This is a genomic window from Streptomyces filipinensis (assembly GCF_014649495.1).
Classification (GTDB): Bacteria; Actinomycetota; Actinomycetes; order Streptomycetales; family Streptomycetaceae; genus Streptomyces; species Streptomyces filipinensis.
Window position 1 is genome coordinate 325043 of sequence record NZ_BMTD01000009.1, and the last position, 18666, is coordinate 343708.

The following is an 18666-nucleotide window of genomic DNA, read 5'->3' on the forward strand; positions in this document are numbered from 1 at the left end:
TGACCGTTCCCCGCCGCGAGCGGGTCATCACGGTCCCGCCGGTCCGAAACGCCTGCGGTAGCCCGATGGGCTCAGCCCCGTCTCCCGGCGTAGCCGGGCCCGCAGATTGGCCGCCGTGCCCAGTCCGCTGCGGGCCGCGACGACGTCCAGGCGCTCCTCGCCCCGCTCGATCAGCCGGCAGGCCAGCGCCACCCGCTCCCCGGTGAGCCAGGCCAGCGGCGTCGTGCCCAGCTGGGCCCGGAAGCGGCGGTGCAGCGTGGCGGGGCTGACGGCCGCGCGGGCGGCGAGATCCGCCACCGTCAGCGGCTCGCCGAGCCGTTCCTGCGCCCAGGCCAGCAGCGGGCCGAGCGACTCGTCGGGCACGTCGGGCACCGGGCGCTCCACGAACTGCCGCTGGCCGCCGTCCCGGTGGGCCGCGAAGACGAGGCGCCGGGAGACATGGTTGGCGATCTCCGCGCCGTGGTCCCGGCGCACGATGTGCAGGCCCAGGTCGAGCGCCGAGGCGCTGCCGGAGGCGGTCAGGATGTCGCCGTCGTCCACGAAGAGCACGTCCGGCTCCAGGCGCACCCGGGGGAAGCGGCTGCGGAAGGCCTCCGCCCACATCCAGTGGCAGGCCGCCCGGCGCCCGTCCAGCAGACCCGCCTCCGCGAGGGTGAACGCGCCCGAGCAGAAGCCGACGAGCCGGGCGCCGCGCGCGTGTGCCCGGCGCACGACGTCCAGGACACGCTCCTCGCGCGGGACCTCGGTGTCGGGCCGGTTCGGCACGATCAGCGTGTCCGCGTCCTCGGCCGCCGCCAGCCCCGCGACCCCGGTGAGCGTGAAGAAGCCGTCCCGCATCCGGGTCTCGGGACCGGCGGCACACAGCCGGAAGTCGTACAGGTCACGCCCGAGTTCGGGCCGCCGCAGCCCGAAGATCTCGATGGCGCAGCTCATCTCGAAGGGGTTGGAGTTCTCGTCGACCACCAGCACGATGCGGTGAGAGGATCCTTGCGGCATATGCGATTCCTAGCACTCGTACGACGGCCCCGGCCACCCGCACGATGAACCCATGGAACCGATCTTTCTGGAGCAGGCCCTCGCCTCCTTCACCGAGCGGTGGAGCCCCCGCATCGTCACCACCGTCAACGACTACGACGTGCGCGTGGCGAAGGTGGAGGGCGAACACCTCTGGCACGTCCACGACCACACCGACGAGTTCTTCCTGGTGCTCGACGGCGAACTGCACATCGGCCTGCGCGAGCCGGCCGGGGAGCGCACGGTCGTGCTGTCCAGGGGCTCGGTCTTCACCGTCCCCCGCGGCACCGAGCACAAGCCGTACGCGCCCGTGCCCACCTCGATCCTCGTCATCGAGCCCAGCGGCACCCTCACGGTCGGCGACCGGCACGAGGAGGTCCCGGACCACGTGGACGCGACCACCGGCCACGCCCTGCCCTGACCGGGCCCGGGAGCGACTTTTCCACAGGCGCCGGATCGGCTGTCGGAGTCGGGTGGCACTCTTGGAGCCATGACCGACTCCGCACCCCGACGCGCCCGCGTCCGCGCCCCCGAACTGGTCGGCAAGGGCGGCTGGCTGAACACGGGAGACACCCAGTACACCCTCTCCGACCTGCGCGGACGCATCGTGGTCCTGGACTTTTGGACCTTCTGCTGCATCAACTGTCTGCACGTCCTGGACGAGCTGCGCGAGTTGGAGGAGAAGCACCGGGACACGGTGGTGGTCATCGGTGTGCACTCGCCGAAGTTCGTGCACGAGGCCGAGCACCAGGCGGTCGTGGACGCGGTGGAGCGGTACGGGGTGGAGCACCCGGTGCTGGACGACCCCGAGCTGGCCACCTGGAAGCAGTACGCGGTGCGCGCCTGGCCGACGCTGGTCGTCATCGACCCGGAGGGGTACGTCGTCGCCCAGCACGCGGGCGAGGGGCACGCCCACGCCATCGAGCGGCTGGTCGAGGAGCTGGAGGCCGAGCACGAGGCGAAGGGCACCCTGCGCCGTGGCGACGGCCCGTACGTGCCGCCGGAGCCCGAGCCGACGACGCTGCGCTTCCCCGGCAAGGCGCTGCTGCTGCCGTCGGGGAACTTCCTGGTCAGCGACACCACCCGGCACCAGCTGGTGGAGCTGGCCGAGGACGCCGAGACCGTCGTACGGCGGATCGGCTCCGGCATGCGCGGGTTCGTGGACGGCGGCCCCGGGGAGGCGTCCTTCAGCGAGCCGCAGGGGCTGGCCCTGCTGGACGGCGGCGGTGTGGTCGTCGCTGACACCGTCAACCACGCCCTGCGCCGCCTCGACCTCGCCACCGGCGCGGTGACGACCCTGGCCGGCACCGGGAAGCAGTGGTGGCAGGGGTCCGCCACCTCCGGTCCGGCCCGCGGGGTCGACCTCTCCTCACCCTGGGACGTGGCGGTGTTCGGCGGCAAGGTGTGGATCGCCATGGCGGGCGTCCACCAGCTGTGGACGTACGACCCCGAGGCGGGCACGGTCGCCGTCGCGGCGGGCACCACCAACGAGGGACTGGTCGACGGCCCCGCCGCGCAGGCCTGGTTCGCCCAGCCGTCCGGCCTGGCGGCCACCGCCGACCGGCTGTGGCTCGCCGACTCCGAGACCAGCGCCCTGCGGTGGGTGGATCTCGACGGACGTGTCCACACGGCGGTCGGCACGGGTCTGTTCGACTTCGGCCATCGTGACGGCGCCGCCGGGCAGGCGCTGCTCCAGCACCCGCTGGGCGTCACCGCCCTGCCGGACGGATCGGTGGCCGTCGCCGACACCTACAACCACGCTCTGCGCCGCTACGACCCGGCGACCGGCGAGGTCACGACGCTGGCCACGGATCTGCGCGAGCCCAGCGACGCCGTGCTCGCCGGCGAGGACGTCGTGGTCGTGGAGTCGGCCCGGCACCGGCTGACCCGGCTGCGGCTGCCGGAGGAGGCGGTGCGGGTGGAGTCGGTCGCCCACCGCACCCGGCGCGCCGCGACCGAAGTCGCTCCCGGCGCACTGCGGTTGGATGTCGTCTTCCAGGCGCCCGCGGGCCAGAAGCTCGACACCCGCTACGGTCCGTCGACGCGTCTTCTGGTCTCCTCGACCCCGCCCGGACTCCTGCTCAGCGGCGAGGGTGCGGACACGGACCTGTCCCGCGAGCTGGAGCTGAACCCGGCCGTCACGGAGGGCGTCCTGCACGTCTCGGCGATGGCCGCCTCCTGTGACGACGATCCTTCCCACGAGTACCCCGCCTGCCATGTCCACCAGCAGGACTGGGGCGTCCCGGTCCGCCTCACCGAGGGCGGGGCGGACCGGCTGCCGCTCGTTCTGGCAGGAATGGACGAGCAGTAGGCGGGCGCGGTCCTGCGGCCGGGGCGCGTCAGACGCCGTAGCCGTCGCTGTAGTCGTCGACGCGGTGGTGATGGTGGTGGCGCGGCTCCTCCTCGACCACCGGCGTCGGCGGCATCACGACCCGCCGGCGCCGGGCGATGCCGCTGAACGTCGCCACACCGATCAGCCCCACCGCCATCAGGATCAGGCCGACGACGGTGAGGTTGACGCCGTGCATGTGCCAGTCGGTCGCGAACGTGAGGATGGCCCCCACGGCGATGAGGATGATGCACCCTCCGAGCCCCATGAGAAGTCGCCTCCCCTTTCGGTTCCGGAATCTCCGGTGCCGTCCGGGTACCCGCGCCGTTCCCGGCTAGCCCTCCAGGAACGCGGTCAGGGCGTTCGCCAGCAGGAACGGGTCGTCGGCGCCGCACAGTTCGCGCACGCTGTGCATGGAGAGGATCGCGACGCCGATGTCCACGGTCCGGATGCCGTGCCGGGCCGCGGTGATCGGGCCGATGGTGGTGCCGCACGGCATGGAGTTGTTGGAGACGAAGCTCTGGAACGGCACGCCCGCCTTCTCGCAGGCGGCGGCGAAGACGGCGCGGCCCGAACCGTCCGTGGCGTAGCGGTTGTTGACGTTGACCTTGAGGATCGGGCCGCCGTTGACCCGCGGGTGGTGCGTCGGGTCGTGCCGCTCCGCGTAGTTGGGGTGGACGGCGTGGCCGGTGTCGGAGGACAGGCACACGGTGCCGGCGAAGGCCCGTGCCCGGTCCTCGTACGAGCCTCCGCGCGCGAACACCGAGCGTTCCAGCACGGATCCGAGCAGCGGGCCGTCCGCGCCGGTGTCCGACTGGGAGCCGTTCTCCTCGTGGTCGAAGGCGGCCAGGACGGGGATACGGGTGAGGGGGGTGCCGGAGGTCGCGACGGCGGCCAGCGCGGCGGTGCCCGCGTGCACCGACAGCAGGTTGTCCATGCGCGGTCCGGCGACCAGGTCCCGGTCCCGGCCGAGGTAGGCCGGGGCCTCCACGGGGTGCGTCATCAGGTCCCAGCCGGTGACCGAGCCGGCCGCGAGCCCCGCCTCCTGTTCCAGGAAGGCGATCAGATCGCCGTCGCGGACGTCGTCGCCGAGGCCCCACACCGGCTGCAGATGGCGCTGCTTGTCGAGCTTGAGCCCCTCGCTGCTGACGGAACGGTCCAGGTGGATGGCGAGCTGGGGCACGCGCAGCAGCGGACGGTCCACGTTGACCAGCACGGTGGAGCCGTCGCGCAGGCTGAGCCGGCCGGCCAGGCCCAGGTCGCGGTCCAGCCAGGAGTTCATCAGCGGTCCGCCGTAGATCTCGACGGCGGCCTGGCGCCAGCCGTGCGCCCCGCTGTCCGGGCGCGGCTTGATCCGCAGGTTCGGGGAGTCGGTGTGCGCGCCGACGATGTGGAACGGAGTGTGCGGATCGGCGCCTTCGGGGACGTACCAGGCGATGAGCGCGCCGCCGCGCAGCACGTACTTGCCGCCGCTCGACGCGTCCCAGGCGTCGGTCTCCGCGACCTGCCGGAAGCCTGCCTTCTCCAGCCGCTCGGCGGCGTTGGCCACCGCGTGGTACGGCGACGGGCCGGCCGCCAGGAAGGACATCAGGTCGTCGGTGTGGCCGCGGTCGAAGCGGGCTGCTGCGCTCATGGGATTCACCTTAACGACGTGCACGGGCCCGCTCCCGGAAAGAGAGCGGGCCCGCACAGTATCTACAGGGACGTACCCGCGGGGACCTGCGGGTACGTATCCGGAAGGGCGTCTTCTAGAACGCGGCTTCGTCCAGCTCCATGAGGTCCAGCTCGACCGTCGAGGCGACCTTGCGGGCCAGCGTGACGCCCGGCAGGACGTTGGCCGCGAAGAACTTCGCCGCCGCGATCTTGCCGGTGTAGAAGGCCTGGTCCTTGGCGGAGGCCGAGGTCAGCTTCTCGGCGGCGATCGCGGCGCCCTTCAGCAGGAGGTAGCCGACGACGACGTCACCGGAGGCCAGCAGCAGGCGGGTGGTGTTCAGGCCCACCTTGTAGATGTTCTTGGTGTCCTGCTCGGTGGCGGCGAGGTCGGTCAGCATCAGGCCGACGATCGCCTCCAGCTCCACGGCCGCCTTGGCCAGGTGCTCGCGGGCGCCGGCCAGCTCCTCGCCGCCGGTGCCGAGCGCCAGGAACTTCTTGATGTCCTCGGCGAGGGAGTTCAGCGCGGCGCCCTGGTTGCGGACGATCTTCCGGAAGAAGAAGTCCTGGCCCTGGATCGCGGTGGTGCCCTCGTACAGGGTGTCGATCTTGGAGTCCCGGATGTACTGCTCGATCGGGTACTCCTGCAGGAAGCCGGAGCCGCCGAAGGTCTGCAGCGACTGGGCGAGCTGCTCGTAGCCCTTCTCGGAGCCGTAGCCCTTGACGATGGGCAGCAGCAGGTCGTTCAGCGCCTCCTCGGCGGAGGCGTCCTCGCCGTTCGCCTCCTTGACCTGGATCGCGTCCTGGATCGAGGCGGTGTACAGCACCAGGGCGCGCATGCCCTCCGCGTACGCCTTCTGCGTCATCAGCGAGCGACGCACGTCGGGGTGGTGGGTGATGGTGACCTTGGGCGCGGTCTTGTCCATGAAGTTGGCCAGGTCCGGGCCCTGGACGCGCTCCTTGGCGTACTCCAGCGCGTTCAGGTAGCCGGTGGACAGCGTGGAGATCGCCTTCGTGCCGACCATCATGCGGGCGAACTCGATGATGCGGAACATCTGGCGGATGCCGTCGTGCTTGTCACCGATCAGCCAGCCCTTGGCGGGGTGCTGGTCGCCGAAGGTCATCTCGCACGTGTTGGAGGCCTTCAGGCCCATCTTGTGCTCGACGTTGGTGGCGTAGACGCCGTTGCGCTCGCCCAGCTCGCCGGTCTCGAAGTCGAAGAGGTACTTCGGGACGAGGAAGAGGGACAGGCCCTTGGTGCCGGGGCCGGCGCCCTCGGGACGCGCGAGCACGTAGTGGAGGATGTTCTCCGACATGTCGTGCTCACCGGAGGTGATGAAGCGCTTCACGCCCTCGATGTGCCAGGAGCCGTCCTCCTGCTGGATCGCCTTGGTGCGGCCGGCGCCCACGTCGGAGCCCGCGTCGGGCTCGGTGAGCACCATCGTGGAGCCCCACTGCTTCTCGGTGGCGACCTTGGCGATGTGCTTCTGGACCTCGTTGCCCTCCTCGAAGAGGATGCCGGCGAACGCGGGGCCGGAGGAGTACATCCACACGGCCGGGTTGGCGCCCAGGATGAGCTCGGCGTAGGCCCAGATCAGGGAGCGCGGTGAGTTGGTGCCGCCGATCTCCTCGGGCAGGCCGAGCCGCCAGTACTCGGAGTCCATGAAGGCCTTGTAGCTCTTCTTGAAGGACGCCGGGACCGGCGCGGTGTTGGTCTCCGGGTCGAAGACCGGCGGGTTGCGGTCGGCGTCGGCGAAGGACTCCGCCAGCTCGTTCTCCGAGAGGCGGGTCATCTCCTCCAGGATGCTCTTGGCGGTGTCGACGTCCATCTCCTCGAACGGGCCGGTGCCGTACACCTTGTCGCGCCCCAGTACTTCGAAGAGGTTGAACTCGATGTCGCGGAGATTCGACTTGTAGTGCCCCATGGCGACGGCTCCGTAGAGGGATCGGCGAGGCACTGACTCCTCGCACCTAGTTCACGTACCAACAAGTAGCACGATGATGCTACCCGTCGGTAATAAGAAGCAACCCCTGCCGGTCAAGTGTGAGAAGGGTCTACTCCTTCCTGCCGGGGAACGGGGCCGTGAGCAGCGCCGCCCACTGGTCCGGGTGTTCGGCGTAAGGCAGGTGACCGCCCGGTATGCGCATCAGCCGGGCTCCCGGTATCCCCGCCGCCACCTCCCGGTGCAGCCGGGGTGCGATCAGCGGGTCGTCGGCGGGTGAGACGACCAGGGTGGGCACGGTGATCCGGGGCAGGTCGGCGGTCACGTCGAGCCGCTCCGCCAGCTCCACGTGTTCCGGCGTGCCGGCCGGGGCGTCCCCGCCCGCCTGCTTCACCGCGCTCTCCAGCTCCTGCGGGTCCATCGCCTGCAGGGCGGCCGGGCTCAGGCTGTGGGCGAGCAGGAACCGTCCGAGGGTGTCCGGGTCGCCGGCCTCGATGAGCGACCGCCACACGCGCGCGACCAGCCGGACCTGCGCGTCCGCGCGGGCGAAGGGCGCGGTGAGCAGGAGTGCCGTGACCCGCTCGGGATGCCGCACGGCCAGCCGTATCGCCACGGCGCCGCCCAGTGAGAACCCTGAGACGGCGAAGCGTGCTGCTCCCTCCGCGTCGGCGGCGGCCGCCAGCCGGTCGGCCAGGTCGTCCAGTTCCAGCGGCTCTCTCGCGCGCGGGGCGCCGCCCGCGCCCGGGTAGTCGGCGCCGATCACGCGGTACCGGGCCGTCAGGGCGGCCATCACGGGGCCGTAGTTGGCCGCGAGGGAGCCGCCGGCGCCGTGGGCGAGGAGCAGAGCGGGACGCGGATCGGTGCCGGACATGAGGTACCCCCCGGAGGACGCTGTCTGTAGCGATCGATACAAAAACCGTACCAGCATTATCTAGCGACCGCTACATAAATTCTCCCGGGGGTCATCGCGCCGCTCCCGCTCGGTACGCTTGCGCCCATGTACGGCTACGACCAGAACGTCGGTGCTCAGCAGCAGTACGCCGCACCCCAGCAGCCGATGGCCGGCGGCTACGGGCAGCAGCCGCCGCTGTATCCCGAGCCGTCCCCACCCTCCCTCGCGGACGCGGTGCGCGCGTTCACCACCGGGCAGATGTCCGCCGAGGACTTCCAGCAGATCTTCGCGACGTCGAAGGTGTACTGCCCGCGCGGCGACACCCCCGGCTTCCTCGCCCTGCACAACACCCAGCAGCCGGTGATCCCGATGTTCACCTCGCTCAAGGAGCTGCGCCGCTACGCGGGCAAGGAGTCCAAGTACTTCGTGATCACCGGCGCCGAGGTGATCGACCTGCTGCCGACCGGCTACGGCTTCGTCCTGGACATGGAGGGCGAGCACCGGATGGTGTTCGACGCGAAGGCGGTCGAGCAGATGGTCGACTTCGCGATGCGCCGGATGTACGGCTAGAGGCCGTCGCCGCGCGGGCGGCCGGCCCGTCCCCGAGACCGCGAGCCCGGAGGGAATTCCCTCCGGGCTCTCTCTGTTGTGGGTGGCAGAAAGTTCAATGCTCAACTAAAGTGGGCGCACAAGGAGGTACCGACCATGCCTGCAGACCGCTTCCGCCGATGCGGTGGCGCGTCCGGTGCTGGCAGTGACGACCGCACCGAGCGGGCACGTACATCATCGACGGGATCTTCGACCACCAGGACTCCCAGGGGGGCGGCGGCACCATCACCAACGGCGACACCCAGTGGATGACCGCGGGCTCCGGCCTGCTGCACATCGAGGCCCCGCCGGAGTCCCTGGTCGTGTCCGGCGGTCTCTTCCACGGTCTGCAGCTGTGGGTGAACCTGCCGGCCAAGGACAAGATGATGGCGCCGCGCTACCAGGACATCCGCGGCGGCAACGTCCAGCTGCTGACGACTCCTGACGGCGGTGCCCTGCTGCGTGTCATCGCGGGCGAACTTGACGGCCACAAGGGTCCCGGCATCACCCACACCCCGATCACGATGATCCACGCGACCCTCGCCCCGGGTGCCGAGATCACCCTGCCCTGGCGGGAGGACTTCAACGGCCTGGCCTACGTCCTCGCGGGCCGCGGCAGCGTCGGTACGGACCGCCGGCCGGTCCACTCCGGCCAGACCGCCGTGTTCGGATCCGGCTCCTCGCTGACCGTCCGCGCGGACGAGAAGCAGGACGGCAACGCCCCGGACCTGGAGGTCGTCCTCCTCGGCGGACAGCCCATCCGTGAACCCATGGCCCACTACGGCCCGTTCGTCATGAACACCAAGGAAGAGCTGATGCAGGCCTTCGAGGACTTCCAGAAGGGCCGCCTGGGCACGATCCCGGCGGTGCACGGCATGACCGGGGACGGGCTGTAGATCCCGCCCGCTCAAGGAGAGAAGGCCCCGTCCGGGCATCCGGGCGGGGCCTTTTGTGTGCGCGATGCAAGGAGGCGCGCCGACCCGGATGGACTAGTTCGGGAAGGCGTCGCACCGAATGGGCCCCTAGCGTCGCAATTGCGCCGCTTCGTTCAGCAGGGCGCACGAGTGGTCGCTCCTGGTAGCCGACACCACGCACACACACCAGTTCAGGAGACACATATGAGCAGCATCCGCAGCACCCTCGCGTGCACCGCGGCCGGCGTCCTCCTCACCGTCGGCGGCGTCGCGCTGGCCGCCCCCGCTCAGGCACAGACGGCGCCCGCCCCGCGGAGCGTGGCCACGGCCGCCGACGACGGCACCGGTACCGGCACCGACGCGGGTTCCGACACCAACATCAACAACAACAACTCCAACACGGTGACCAACTGCGGCCTCCTCAGCCTGGGATGCCTCCTCCATGGTCTCCTCGGTGGCGTCCTCGGCTGAGGAAGCTGCGACAGCACACGTGCGGTCACCGCGTGAGCGGCCGTCCTGGAAAGGGCGGCCGCTCACACCGTCGAGGGGGGATCTCACCCGCCCGGCCCCGTGCGGCAGGACACCCCTCGGCGCCCGTGATCCGCTGGTGGCGTGCAGCTGTTGCCCGACCCCGTGCGCCGCCTCGCCGCCTGGTGTGCCGTGCTGCTGCTCGTCGCCGGGGTCGGCTGGGTGGGGGTGCGGCTGTGCGGGGAGTTCCGTACGGCCGTCATCCCGGTGCTGCTCGCCCTGCTCGGGACCGCGCTGCTCGGCCCGCTGCACCGGCGCCTCGTGCGGGCGGGCGTGCAGGCATCCGTGTCGGCCGGGCTCACCTGTGTCGCCGTGGTGGCCGTCGTCGGCGGTGCCCTGTACATCGTCGTCGCCGCGCTCATCGACACCGGCGACCAGATCCTCGCCTCGCTGCGGGCCGCCGCCAAGGGGGTCTCGCGGCACTTCGGGGCCGCCGGCACCGGGCTCGACGACCTCGCCACCCACGCCCGCGAGCTGCTGGGCAAGTTCGGCGGTACGGCCGCGTCCAACGTCATCAGCGGGGTCAGCGTCGTCGGCGAGAGCATCGCGATGGCCGTACTGGCGCTGCTACTCGTCTTCTTCTTCCTGCGCGACTCGCAGCAGGCCGTCGTCACGCTGCGGTCGGTGGCGCCCGGCGGCACCGCCGACACCCTGGAGGCCATCGCCCGGCGCGCCTTCGACGCGATGGAGGGGTTCATGCGCGGGACGACGGTCATCGCGCTCATCGACGCCCTGTGCATCACCGTCGGCCTGCTGATCCTCCAGGTGCCCGGCGCGCTCGGCCTGGGCGCGCTGGTGTTCGTCGGTGCCTACATCCCCTACCTCGGCGCCTTCATCTCCGGCGCGGTGGCCGTCCTGGTGGCCCTCGCCGACCGGGGCTTCGTCATCGGGCTGTGGGCGCTCGGTGTCGTGCTCGCCGTACAGGTGCTGGAGGGGCATGTGCTCCAGCCGGTCATCCAGAGCCGGACCGTGCAGATGCATCCGGCCGTGGTGATGCTGACGATCACCGGAGGGGCGTCCGTCGCGGGGATCCTCGGGATGCTGCTCGCGGTCCCGCTGACCGCGGCGGCCTTCGGGGTCGCACGAGAGCTGCGGACGCGTTACGCGACCCCCTCCGACGCGTCCTCCTCCCAGGCGTCCTCTTCCTCTTCCCAGGCGTCCTCTTCCGACGCGCCGCCCTCCGACGCCTCCCCCGACTCGTAGAGCTCGAACCAGATGCTCTTGCCCTCGCCCCGTGGGTCCACGCCCCAGGCGTCCGCGAGCAGTTCGATCAGCATCAGGCCCCGGCCGGAGGAGGCCAGCTCGCCGGGCCGGCGCCGGTGCGGGAGATCGTCGCCCGTGTCGGTGACCTGCACCCGCAGCCATCGCGCCCCCGCCTCACCGGTCACCTCGGCGAGCAGCAGCGCGTCGGCGTCGGTGTGGACGAGGACGTTGGTGACCATCTCCGAGACCAGCAGCACGGCCGCGTCGACCTGGTCGGCGCCGGCCCAGTCGTGCAGCAGCTCGCGCAGGTGACGGCGGGCCTCGGCGATCCGGTCCGGCTCGTCCTGCGCCACCGACAGCAGCGTGCGCCGGATCGTGGGCCGTACCGTGTCCCGCGGCGGCCGGCCCAGCAGCACCAGCGCGATGTCGTCCTCGCGCCGGTCGGTCAGGGGGCCGGTGGTGTGGTGTGAGGACGGCCCGTGCACACCCTGCACCAGCGCGTCGGCCAGCGCCTCCAGCTCGGGCCCGTCGGTCCCCCCGTGCTCCTCCAGGATCGCGCGCAGCCGGCGCCAGCCGCTCTCCATGTCGTGCCCGCCGGTCTCGATCAGGCCGTCGGTGCAGAGCATCAGCGTCTCGCCGGGTTCCAGGGTGAACCCGGTCGTCGGATAGTCCCCCTCCGGGTCGATGCCCAGCGGCAGCCCGCCTGCCGTCGGCCGCATCATCACCGTGCCGTCGGCCATCCGGATCGCCGGGTGCGGGTGCCCGGCACGGGCGATCTCCAGCGTCCCGGTCACCGGGTCGGCCTCCACGTACACGCAGGTCGCGAAGCGGAGGTCGGTCATCTCGTCGTCGTGGGTGATGCCGTGCAGGAACCGGGACGCCCGGGAGAGCACGGCGTCCGGGCGGTGGCCCTCGGAGGCGTAGGCGCGCAGCGCGATGCGCAGCTGGCCCATGAGACCCGCGGCCCGTACGTCATGGCCCTGGACGTCCCCCATGACCAGGGCGAACCGGCCGGAGGGCAGCGGGATCAGGTCGTACCAGTCGCCGCCGACCTGGAGACCGCCGCCGGTCGGGATGTACCGGGCGGCCACGTCCATGCCGGGGATCTCCGGGCCGAGCGAGGGCAGCATGGAGCGCTGCAGGCCCTCCGTCAGCTCCCGCTCCGACTCCGCGGCACCGGCCCGGGACAGCGCCTGGGCGAGCATCCGTGCCACCGTCGCCAGGACGGCGCGCTCGTCGGGTGTGAACGCCACCGGATAGGTGAAGGCCGCCAACCAGGCACCCATCGTGCGCCCGGCCGCCGTCAGCGGCAGGAAGGCCCAGGAGCGGCGGCCGAAGGGCTGGGCGAGCGGCCAGGCCGCCGGATAGCGCTCCCTGTACTCCTCGGGCGAGGACAGGTACACCGCGCGGCCCGTGCGGACGACCTGGGCGGCCGGGTAGTCCGTGCTCAGCGCCATGTGCGAGAAGGGGCCCAGGTCGCCCGGCTGGTGCCCGTGCTGGCCGATGATCGTCAGCCGGTCGCCCTCCACCCCGAACACCACGAGCCCGTCCGGCGAGAAGCCTGGCATCGACAGGCCGCCGGCCACCCGCAGCACCTCCGCGGTGGACCGCGCCTCGGCCAGCGCCCGGCCCGCGTCCAGCAGGAACGCCTCCCGCGAGCGTCGCCAGTCACCGGTGACCGCGCTGCGGGCGGCCCGTGTGCCCGGGGTCGGCTCGGTGACCTCCTGGAGGGTGCCGACCAGTTCGTACGCCCGCCGCTCGGGATCGAAGGTCGGCTTGGACCGGCTGCGGACCACCCGCAGGACGTTCCCGCACCCGTCCATGATCCGGATGCGTACCTCCGCGAGCGTGCCCTCGTCGACCGCCAGCGGGATCACGCCGGTGATCTCGTTCCAGTCCTCCGGGTGCAGCCGGGCCCGGGTCTGGGCCTCCGTGAGGGTGGTCGCCTCCGCGGGCAGGCCGAGCAGCCGCGCCGCCTCCGCGTCCACGGTGACCAGACCGGCGCCCGTGTCCCAGCGCCATAGCCCGGTCGCGAGGGCGGCGAGGACGTCCCCGACGGACGGGAGGGTCTCGCCTGTACGCATTGCCCCACTTTAGGAAGATCTGATCGAGGGGTGCCACTGTAAGAAGACCCGATCCGGGAGACTCGTGGTTGGAGGTGTCGCCGAAGATCCGGCGCCGTCACCGCGCGGCTGGGCGTTAAGGGTGGGAGCCGATCTTGGCGTGCCCGGTACCCTTGATGGGTCCGGGCCCCGTGCCCGTTCTGGCCGGGGAGAGCACACACCCCGCAGACCTCACACACGAAGGACGATGAACGACGATGCATCGGTACAGGTCCCACACCTGCGGCCAGCTCCGCGCCTCTGACGTCGGCACCGACGTCCGGCTCAGTGGCTGGCTGCACAATCGGCGCGACCTGGGCGGCATCCTCTTCATCGATCTGCGCGACCACCACGGCATCACGCAGCTGGTCGCCCGTCCCGGCACGCCCGCCTACGAGGCCCTGGACAAGATCTCCAAGGAGTCCACGGTCCGCGTCGACGGCCGCGTTGTTTCACGTGGAACCGAGAACGTGAACCCGGACCTGCCGACCGGTGAGATCGAGGTCGAGGTGGCCGAGGTCGAGCTGCTCGGCGCCGCCGCACCGCTGCCGTTCACCATCAACGCCGAGGACGGTGTCAACGAGGAGCGGCGCCTGGAGTACCGCTTCCTGGACCTGCGCCGCGAGCGCATGCACCGCAACATCATGCTGCGTACGCAGGTCATCTCGGCGATCCGGCACAAGATGGCCGCGATGGGCTTCAACGAGATGGCGACGCCGATCCTGTCCGCCACCTCCCCCGAGGGCGCGCGTGACTACGTGGTCCCCTCCCGCGTGCACCCGGGCAAGTTCTACGCCCTGCCGCAGGCCCCGCAGCAGTTCAAGCAGCTGCTGATGATCTCCGGCTTCGACCGCTACTTCCAGATCGCGCCCTGCTTCCGGGACGAGGACGCCCGCGCCGACCGCTCGCCGGGCGAGTTCTACCAGCTCGACGTCGAGATGAGCTTCGTCGAGCAGGAGGACGTCTTCCAGCCGATCGAGAAGCTCATGACCGAGCTGTTCGAGGAGTTCGGAGGCGGCCGGCATGTCACCTCCCCCTTCCCGCGGATCCCGTTCCGCGAGGCGATGCTGAAGTACGGCTCCGACAAGCCGGACCTGCGCGCCAAGCTGGAGCTGGTGGACATCACCGACATCTTCGAGGGCTCGGAGTTCAAGGCCTTCGCCGGCAAGCACGTGCGCGCCCTGCCGGTGCCGGACGTGTCCGCGCAGCCGCGCAAGTTCTTCGACCAGCTCGGCGACTTCGCCGTGACCCTGGGCGCGAAGGGCCTGGCCTGGGTCCGTGTCGGCGAGGACGGCACGCTGTCCGGCCCGATCGCGAAGTTCCTCACCGAGGAGAACGTCGCCGAGCTGACCAAGCGCCTGTCGCTGGCCCCCGGTCACGCCGTGTTCTTCGGCGCGGGCGAGTTCGACGAGGTCTCGAAGATCATGGGCGCGGTGCGGGTGGAGGCCGCTCGTCGTGCCGGCCACTTCGAGGACGGCGTCTTCCGCTTCTGCTGGATCGTCGACTTCCCGATGTACGAGAAGGACGAGGAGACCGGCGCGATCGACTTCTCGCACAACCCGTTCTCCATGCCGCAGGGCGGCCTGGAGGCCCTGCAGACGCAGGACCCGCTGGACATCCTGGGCTGGCAGTACGACATCGTCTGCAACGGCGTCGAGCTGTCCTCCGGCGCCATCCGGAACCACGAGCCGGAGATCATGCTCAAGGCCTTCGAGATCGCGGGCTACGACCGCGAGACCGTCGAGGAGAAGTTCGCCGGAATGCTCCGCGCCTTCCGCTTCGGCGCCCCGCCGCACGGCGGCATCGCCCCGGGCGTGGACCGTATCGTCATGCTCCTCGCGGACGAGCCCAACATCCGCGAGACGATCGCCTTCCCGCTCAACGGCAACGCCCAGGACCTGATGATGGGCGCCCCGACCGAGCTGGACGAGTCCCGCCTGCGCGAGCTGCACCTGAACATCAGGAAGCCGCAGCCGAAGTAGCAGAACCCGCCGTGCGCGCCGATCCGTCCTGACTGGCTCCTGACGATCGGCGCGCACAGCCGTCTCCGGGCACGGTCCTCGTGGCGGGCGGCGCCGGCGTGGCGCCGGGCCTCGGCGGCGCCCTCGCGGCCGGCGCCCCTCCCCCCCGGCGGGCACGGCGGAGGCGGCGGTCACCAGGCCCCCCCGACGACACCCCACACCGGTCGGCTGTTCTTCGCCGAGAAAGCGGGGCGCGCCTCAGTCCCCCTGCTCCTCCTCGCCCTGCTCCTCCTCGCTGTCGGGGGACGCGCCGTCCTCCAGCAGCCGTTCGGCGATGTCGTCGGACCAGTGCTGGGCCCAGGCGCGCAGCGCGCCGACCCGGTCCTCGTCCAGCCCGTAGCGGACGAAGTCCCCGTCCGAGTAGAAGTCCGTGCCGGTCAGCCGGGACTGCAGGGTGGTCAGGTCGAACGGGTCGTGGGCGTGCCTGCGGCCCAGTTCCTCCAGGCCGGGCAGGGTGAAGCGGGACGCGGCGGCCCGCGCGTCGATCAGGTCGACGGCCGCGCCCCGGTCGTACAGCGCCCGGATCTTCGTACCGACGGCGTCCTCAAGGGACAGGGCCGGGCCGTACTCGGTCAGCTCCGGCGGCTGCCAGAAGGCCTCCTTGTGCAGGACGAGGGCGCACGGTGCGCCGGTCGGCGGGTCGGTGACCGTCAGCTGGGCGGTGAGGGCGGTGCCGGCGCCGGCCCGGACCTGCCGGCCGCGGGCCTCCAGGGCGGCGGCGAGGGCGCCGGCGATCCGCTCCATGGGCTCGGGGCTCTCGGTGGCGAAGTCGAGGTTCGCGTGCGGGCGCCGCAGCAGACCGTGCGCCTGCAGGGCGTAACCGCCGGCGAGGACCAGCCCGTACGGGCCGCCCGCCGTGACGACGTCCGCCAGGAGCCGCCGGTGAGGTTCGGGGAGGTTCACGACATCGGTACTTTGCCAGAATTTTTTTCCGGGCCGCTGTCACACGGCCGTGCGCGGCGGTGTCAGAGAGACGTCCACACCTTCACGGCGTCTCTCCAGGAGCTGGTCATGCACACCGCCTACGTCATCGTCACCCTGCTCGCCGCGCTGATGGCCGGGTTCTCCGGGACCGTGCTGCTCCTGCGGGCCGAGTGGATCGTCAAGGCGCTCACCGACTACGCGGTGCCGCGCGCCTGGTGGACCCCGCTCGGACTGGCCAAGGCCGCCGGGGCCGTGGGACTGGTCGTCGGGCTGTTCGTGCCCGTGATCGGGGTGCTGGCCGGGGCCTGCCTGGTGCTCTACTTCCTCGGCGCGGCCGTCACCGTGGCGCGGGCCCGCTGGTACGCGCACATCCCCTTCCCGCTCGTCTACGCCGCGCCCGTGGTCGGCGCACTCGTCCTCGGCCACGCCGGCTGAGCCCGCACCCGCCGACAAATCTCCGCGACGCGGCAACTTCCCTGGCGGCAGCGGCCACCGAGGAGCCGTAGGACATGGTCAGCACACCCTTGGAGGACTCCTCCGTGGCAGCTGCCTCCCACCGCCGGTCCCTCCGCAAGCGGCGCACCCTCGCCGTGTCCGCCGCCGGCGCGGGCACCACCGGCGCCGGGGTCCTGAAGCAGGACGGCCCCCGTGCACGTGAGGGCGCCGAGCCCGGTGGCGCGGCGCCCTCACCCGGATCAGTACGGGGCGATCAGCCTTCCTCGCCGCCGAAGCGCTCCTTGTAGGCGGCCAGGTCCTCGTCCGTGAGCTTGGCGAACAGCACCGGCGGGACCGTGAACGGCGTGCCGGCCGGGACGGCGGCGAGGGCCTTCGCCTCGGCCCGGGTCACCCAGACGGCGGTGTCGTCCTGGAGCGAGAAGGCCTGGCGCATGGCGGCGGACGTGGCCGGGATCAGCGGCTCCGAGACCACCGCGTACAGGTGGATCAGATTCATCGCCGTACGCAGGGTGAGGGCCGCCGCGTCCTGGTCGGTCTTGATCTGCAGCCAGGGGGCCTTCTCCTCCAGGTAGGAGTTGCCGGCCGACCACAGGGCACGCAGGGCCGCGGCGGCCTTGCGGAACTGCAGCGCCTCCATGTGCTCCTCGTACTCGGCGAGCAGCCGGGCGATCTCCTCGCCGAGCCGGGCCTCCGCCACACCGGGCTCCCCGCCGGCCGGGACCTCCTCGCCGAAGCGCTTCTTCGAGAAGGACAGCACACGGTTGACGAAGTTGCCGAGGGTGTCGGCGAGGTCCTTGTTGACCGTGGCGGTGAAGTGCTCCCAGGTGAAGGACGAGTCGTCCGACTCCGGGGCGTTGGCGATCAGGAAGTAGCGCCAGTAGTCGGCGGGCAGGATGTCCAGGGCCTGGTCGGTGAAGACGCCCCGCTTCTGCGAGGTGGAGAACTTCCCGCCGTAGTACGTCAGCCAGTTGAAGGCCTTGACGTAGTCGACCATCTTCCAGGGCTCGCGGATGCCGAGTTCCGTGGCCGGGAACATCACCGTGTGGAAGGGGACGTTGTCCTTGGCCATGAACTCCGTGTACCGGACGGGGTTCTCGCCGCGGTCCGCCTCGTACCACCAGGACTTCCAGTCGCGGTTGTCCGGGTCCTGGTCGGCCCATTCCTTCGTCGCGCCGATGTACTCGATCGGGGCGTCGAACCACACGTAGAAGACCTTGCCCTCGGCGGCCAGCTCCGGCCAGGTGTCGGCCGGGACCGGGACGCCCCAGTCCAGGTCACGGGTGATCGCACGGTCGTGCAGGCCCTCGGTCAGCCACTTGTGGGCGATGGAGGAGGCCAGCTGCGGCCAGTCCTTGTCGTGCCGGGCGACCCACTCGCGGACCTCGTTCTCCAGCTTCGACTGGAGCAGGAAGAGGTGCTTGGTCTCGCGGACCTCCAGGTCCGTGGAACCGGAGATCGCCGAGCGCGGGTCGATCAGGTCGGTCGGGTCCAGGACGCGGGTGCAGTTCTCGCACTGGTCACCGCGGGCCTTGTCGTAGCCGCAGTGCGGGCAGGTGCCCTCGACATAGCGGTCGGGCAGGAAGCGGCCGTCGGCCGGGCTGTACACCTGGCGGATCGCCCGCTCCTCGATGAAGCCGTTCTCGTTCAGCTTGCGGGCGAAGTGCTGGGTGATCTCGCGGTTCTGCGGGGAGGAGCTGCGGCCGAAGTAGTCGAACGCGAGGGCGAAGCCGTCGTAGACCGCCTTCTGGGCGTCGTGCGCCTGGGCGCAGAAGGCGTCGACCGGGAGACCCTGCTCCTTCGCGGCCAGTTCTGCGGGGGTGCCGTGCTCGTCCGTCGCGCAGATGTACAGGACGTCGTGGCCGCGCTGGCGGAGGTAGCGGGAGTACACGTCCGCCGGGAGCATGGACCCCACCATGTTGCCCAGGTGCTTGATCCCGTTGATGTACGGAAGGGCGCTGGTGATGAGGTGTCGAGCCATCGTGGCTGCTCCCAGGTCGCGTTTTCTGCGGTTTCGAACCTTGAAATCGTAGCCGACAGGGGTGGGCCGCCCGCTTCCCGTTTTGCAGGGTGGGAAGGGGCGGCCCGAGGGGCTGCCTACGGTG

Annotated in this window: 15 protein-coding genes and 1 pseudogene; 8 read left to right on the plus strand and 8 right to left on the minus strand. The window is 71.1% G+C overall.

The genetic code is table 11. The features are described from left to right. Positions 1-27: 27 nt before the first annotated feature. The gene (locus IE244_RS21980) at positions 28-996 is read right to left on the minus strand and encodes a GlxA family transcriptional regulator (protein ID WP_191875247.1); all 969 of its coding nucleotides are present in this window, start codon (positions 994-996) and stop codon (positions 28-30) included. A gap of 52 nt (positions 997-1048) precedes the next feature. On the opposite strand from IE244_RS21980, the gene IE244_RS21985 reads away from it, so the two are divergent. Both IE244_RS21985 and IE244_RS21990 read left to right on the plus strand, forming a co-directional pair. Then, complete coding sequence (locus IE244_RS21985) at positions 1049-1435, plus strand: cupin domain-containing protein (RefSeq protein WP_191875248.1); 387 nt, start codon at positions 1049-1051, stop codon at positions 1433-1435. 69 nt (positions 1436-1504) lie between these two features. Next, positions 1505-3325 (plus strand): thioredoxin-like domain-containing protein, encoded by a 1821-nt coding sequence (locus IE244_RS21990; protein ID WP_191875249.1) that lies wholly within the window; start codon positions 1505-1507, stop codon positions 3323-3325. Between the two features lie 28 nt (positions 3326-3353). On the opposite strand, the gene IE244_RS21995 is transcribed toward IE244_RS21990, so the two are convergent. The 4 genes from IE244_RS21995 to IE244_RS22010 form a co-directional block, all read right to left on the minus strand. Then, complete coding sequence (locus IE244_RS21995) at positions 3354-3611, minus strand: DUF6458 family protein (protein ID WP_191875250.1); 258 nt, start codon at positions 3609-3611, stop codon at positions 3354-3356. A gap of 66 nt (positions 3612-3677) precedes the next feature. After that, the gene (locus IE244_RS22000; RefSeq protein ID WP_191875251.1) at positions 3678-4976 is read right to left on the minus strand and encodes a M18 family aminopeptidase; all 1299 of its coding nucleotides are present in this window, start codon (positions 4974-4976) and stop codon (positions 3678-3680) included. Positions 4977-5091: 115 nt separating this feature from the next. Then, positions 5092-6918, minus strand: a complete 1827-nt coding sequence (locus IE244_RS22005) for an acyl-CoA dehydrogenase (protein WP_191875306.1) — start codon at positions 6916-6918, stop codon at positions 5092-5094. A 130-nt stretch (positions 6919-7048) separates the two neighbouring features. Beyond that, positions 7049-7807 (minus strand): alpha/beta fold hydrolase, encoded by a 759-nt coding sequence (locus tag IE244_RS22010; RefSeq protein WP_191875252.1) that lies wholly within the window; start codon positions 7805-7807, stop codon positions 7049-7051. 126 nt (positions 7808-7933) lie between these two features. Here IE244_RS22010 and IE244_RS22015 point away from each other — a divergent pair, with 126 nt between their 5' ends. The 4 genes and pseudogenes from IE244_RS22015 to IE244_RS22030 all read left to right on the plus strand — a co-directional run bounded on the left by IE244_RS22015 (position 7934) and on the right by IE244_RS22030 (position 11061). Continuing rightward, on the plus strand, positions 7934-8398 hold the full coding sequence (locus tag IE244_RS22015) for an SseB family protein (protein ID WP_031172737.1): 465 nt from the start codon (positions 7934-7936) through the stop codon (positions 8396-8398). A gap of 203 nt (positions 8399-8601) precedes the next feature. Further along, positions 8602-9312 (plus strand): annotated as a pseudogene (locus tag IE244_RS22020) (pirin family protein); the annotation flags it as partial. 222 nt (positions 9313-9534) lie between these two features. Beyond that, entirely contained in the window at positions 9535-9801 is a 267-nt protein-coding gene (locus tag IE244_RS22025; protein ID WP_191875253.1) for a hypothetical protein, read from the plus strand. A 141-nt stretch (positions 9802-9942) separates the two neighbouring features. Continuing rightward, complete coding sequence (locus IE244_RS22030; protein WP_191875254.1) at positions 9943-11061, plus strand: AI-2E family transporter; 1119 nt, start codon at positions 9943-9945, stop codon at positions 11059-11061. Here IE244_RS22030 and IE244_RS22035 read toward each other — a convergent pair. Continuing rightward, positions 10959-13145: an ATP-binding SpoIIE family protein phosphatase gene (locus tag IE244_RS22035; RefSeq protein ID WP_191875255.1), complete on the minus strand. Its 2187-nt coding sequence runs from the start codon at positions 13143-13145 to the stop codon at positions 10959-10961. The genes IE244_RS22030 and IE244_RS22035 overlap by 103 nt on opposite strands. A 236-nt stretch (positions 13146-13381) precedes the next feature. Here IE244_RS22035 and aspS point away from each other — a divergent pair, with 236 nt between their 5' ends. Further along, on the plus strand, positions 13382-15145 hold the full coding sequence (gene aspS / locus IE244_RS22040; RefSeq protein ID WP_191875256.1) for an aspartate--tRNA ligase: 1764 nt from the start codon (positions 13382-13384) through the stop codon (positions 15143-15145). Between the two features lie 237 nt (positions 15146-15382). Here aspS and IE244_RS22045 read toward each other — a convergent pair whose 3' ends face one another. Further along, positions 15383-16087, minus strand: coding sequence for a hypothetical protein (locus IE244_RS22045; protein ID WP_191875257.1), 705 nt, complete (start codon positions 16085-16087; stop codon positions 15383-15385). 108 nt (positions 16088-16195) lie between these two features. Here IE244_RS22045 and IE244_RS22050 point away from each other — a divergent pair, with 108 nt between their 5' ends. Continuing rightward, a complete protein-coding gene (locus tag IE244_RS22050) occupies positions 16196-16543 on the plus strand; it encodes a DoxX family protein (RefSeq protein WP_191875258.1) in 348 nt (115 codons plus the stop codon). 274 nt (positions 16544-16817) lie between these two features. On the opposite strand, the gene metG is transcribed toward IE244_RS22050, so the two are convergent. Then, the gene (gene metG, locus IE244_RS22055) at positions 16818-18542 is read right to left on the minus strand and encodes a methionine--tRNA ligase (protein ID WP_191875259.1); all 1725 of its coding nucleotides are present in this window, start codon (positions 18540-18542) and stop codon (positions 16818-16820) included. Between the last annotated feature and the right edge of the window lie 124 nt (positions 18543-18666).

Excerpts from the sequence above, each read along its gene's own strand:
- IE244_RS21980 (WP_191875247.1), bottom strand. The coding sequence starts at position 996 with ATGCCGCAAGGATCCTCTCACCGCATCGTGCTGGTGGTCGACGAGAAC.
- IE244_RS21985 (WP_191875248.1), top strand. The coding sequence starts at position 1,049 with ATGGAACCGATCTTTCTGGAGCAGGCCCTCGCCTCCTTCACCGAGCGG.
- IE244_RS21990 (WP_191875249.1), top strand. The coding sequence starts at position 1,505 with ATGACCGACTCCGCACCCCGACGCGCCCGCGTCCGCGCCCCCGAACTG.
- IE244_RS21995 (WP_191875250.1), bottom strand. The coding sequence starts at position 3,611 with ATGGGGCTCGGAGGGTGCATCATCCTCATCGCCGTGGGGGCCATCCTC.
- IE244_RS22000 (WP_191875251.1), bottom strand. The coding sequence starts at position 4,976 with ATGAGCGCAGCAGCCCGCTTCGACCGCGGCCACACCGACGACCTGATG.
- IE244_RS22005 (WP_191875306.1), bottom strand. The coding sequence starts at position 6,918 with ATGGGGCACTACAAGTCGAATCTCCGCGACATCGAGTTCAACCTCTTC.
- IE244_RS22010 (WP_191875252.1), bottom strand. The coding sequence starts at position 7,807 with ATGTCCGGCACCGATCCGCGTCCCGCTCTGCTCCTCGCCCACGGCGCC.
- IE244_RS22015 (WP_031172737.1), top strand. The coding sequence starts at position 7,934 with ATGTACGGCTACGACCAGAACGTCGGTGCTCAGCAGCAGTACGCCGCA.
- IE244_RS22025 (WP_191875253.1), top strand. The coding sequence starts at position 9,535 with ATGAGCAGCATCCGCAGCACCCTCGCGTGCACCGCGGCCGGCGTCCTC.
- IE244_RS22035 (WP_191875255.1), bottom strand. The coding sequence starts at position 13,145 with ATGCGTACAGGCGAGACCCTCCCGTCCGTCGGGGACGTCCTCGCCGCC.
- aspS (WP_191875256.1), top strand. The coding sequence starts at position 13,382 with ATGCATCGGTACAGGTCCCACACCTGCGGCCAGCTCCGCGCCTCTGAC.
- IE244_RS22050 (WP_191875258.1), top strand. The coding sequence starts at position 16,196 with ATGCACACCGCCTACGTCATCGTCACCCTGCTCGCCGCGCTGATGGCC.
- metG (WP_191875259.1), bottom strand. The coding sequence starts at position 18,542 with ATGGCTCGACACCTCATCACCAGCGCCCTTCCGTACATCAACGGGATC.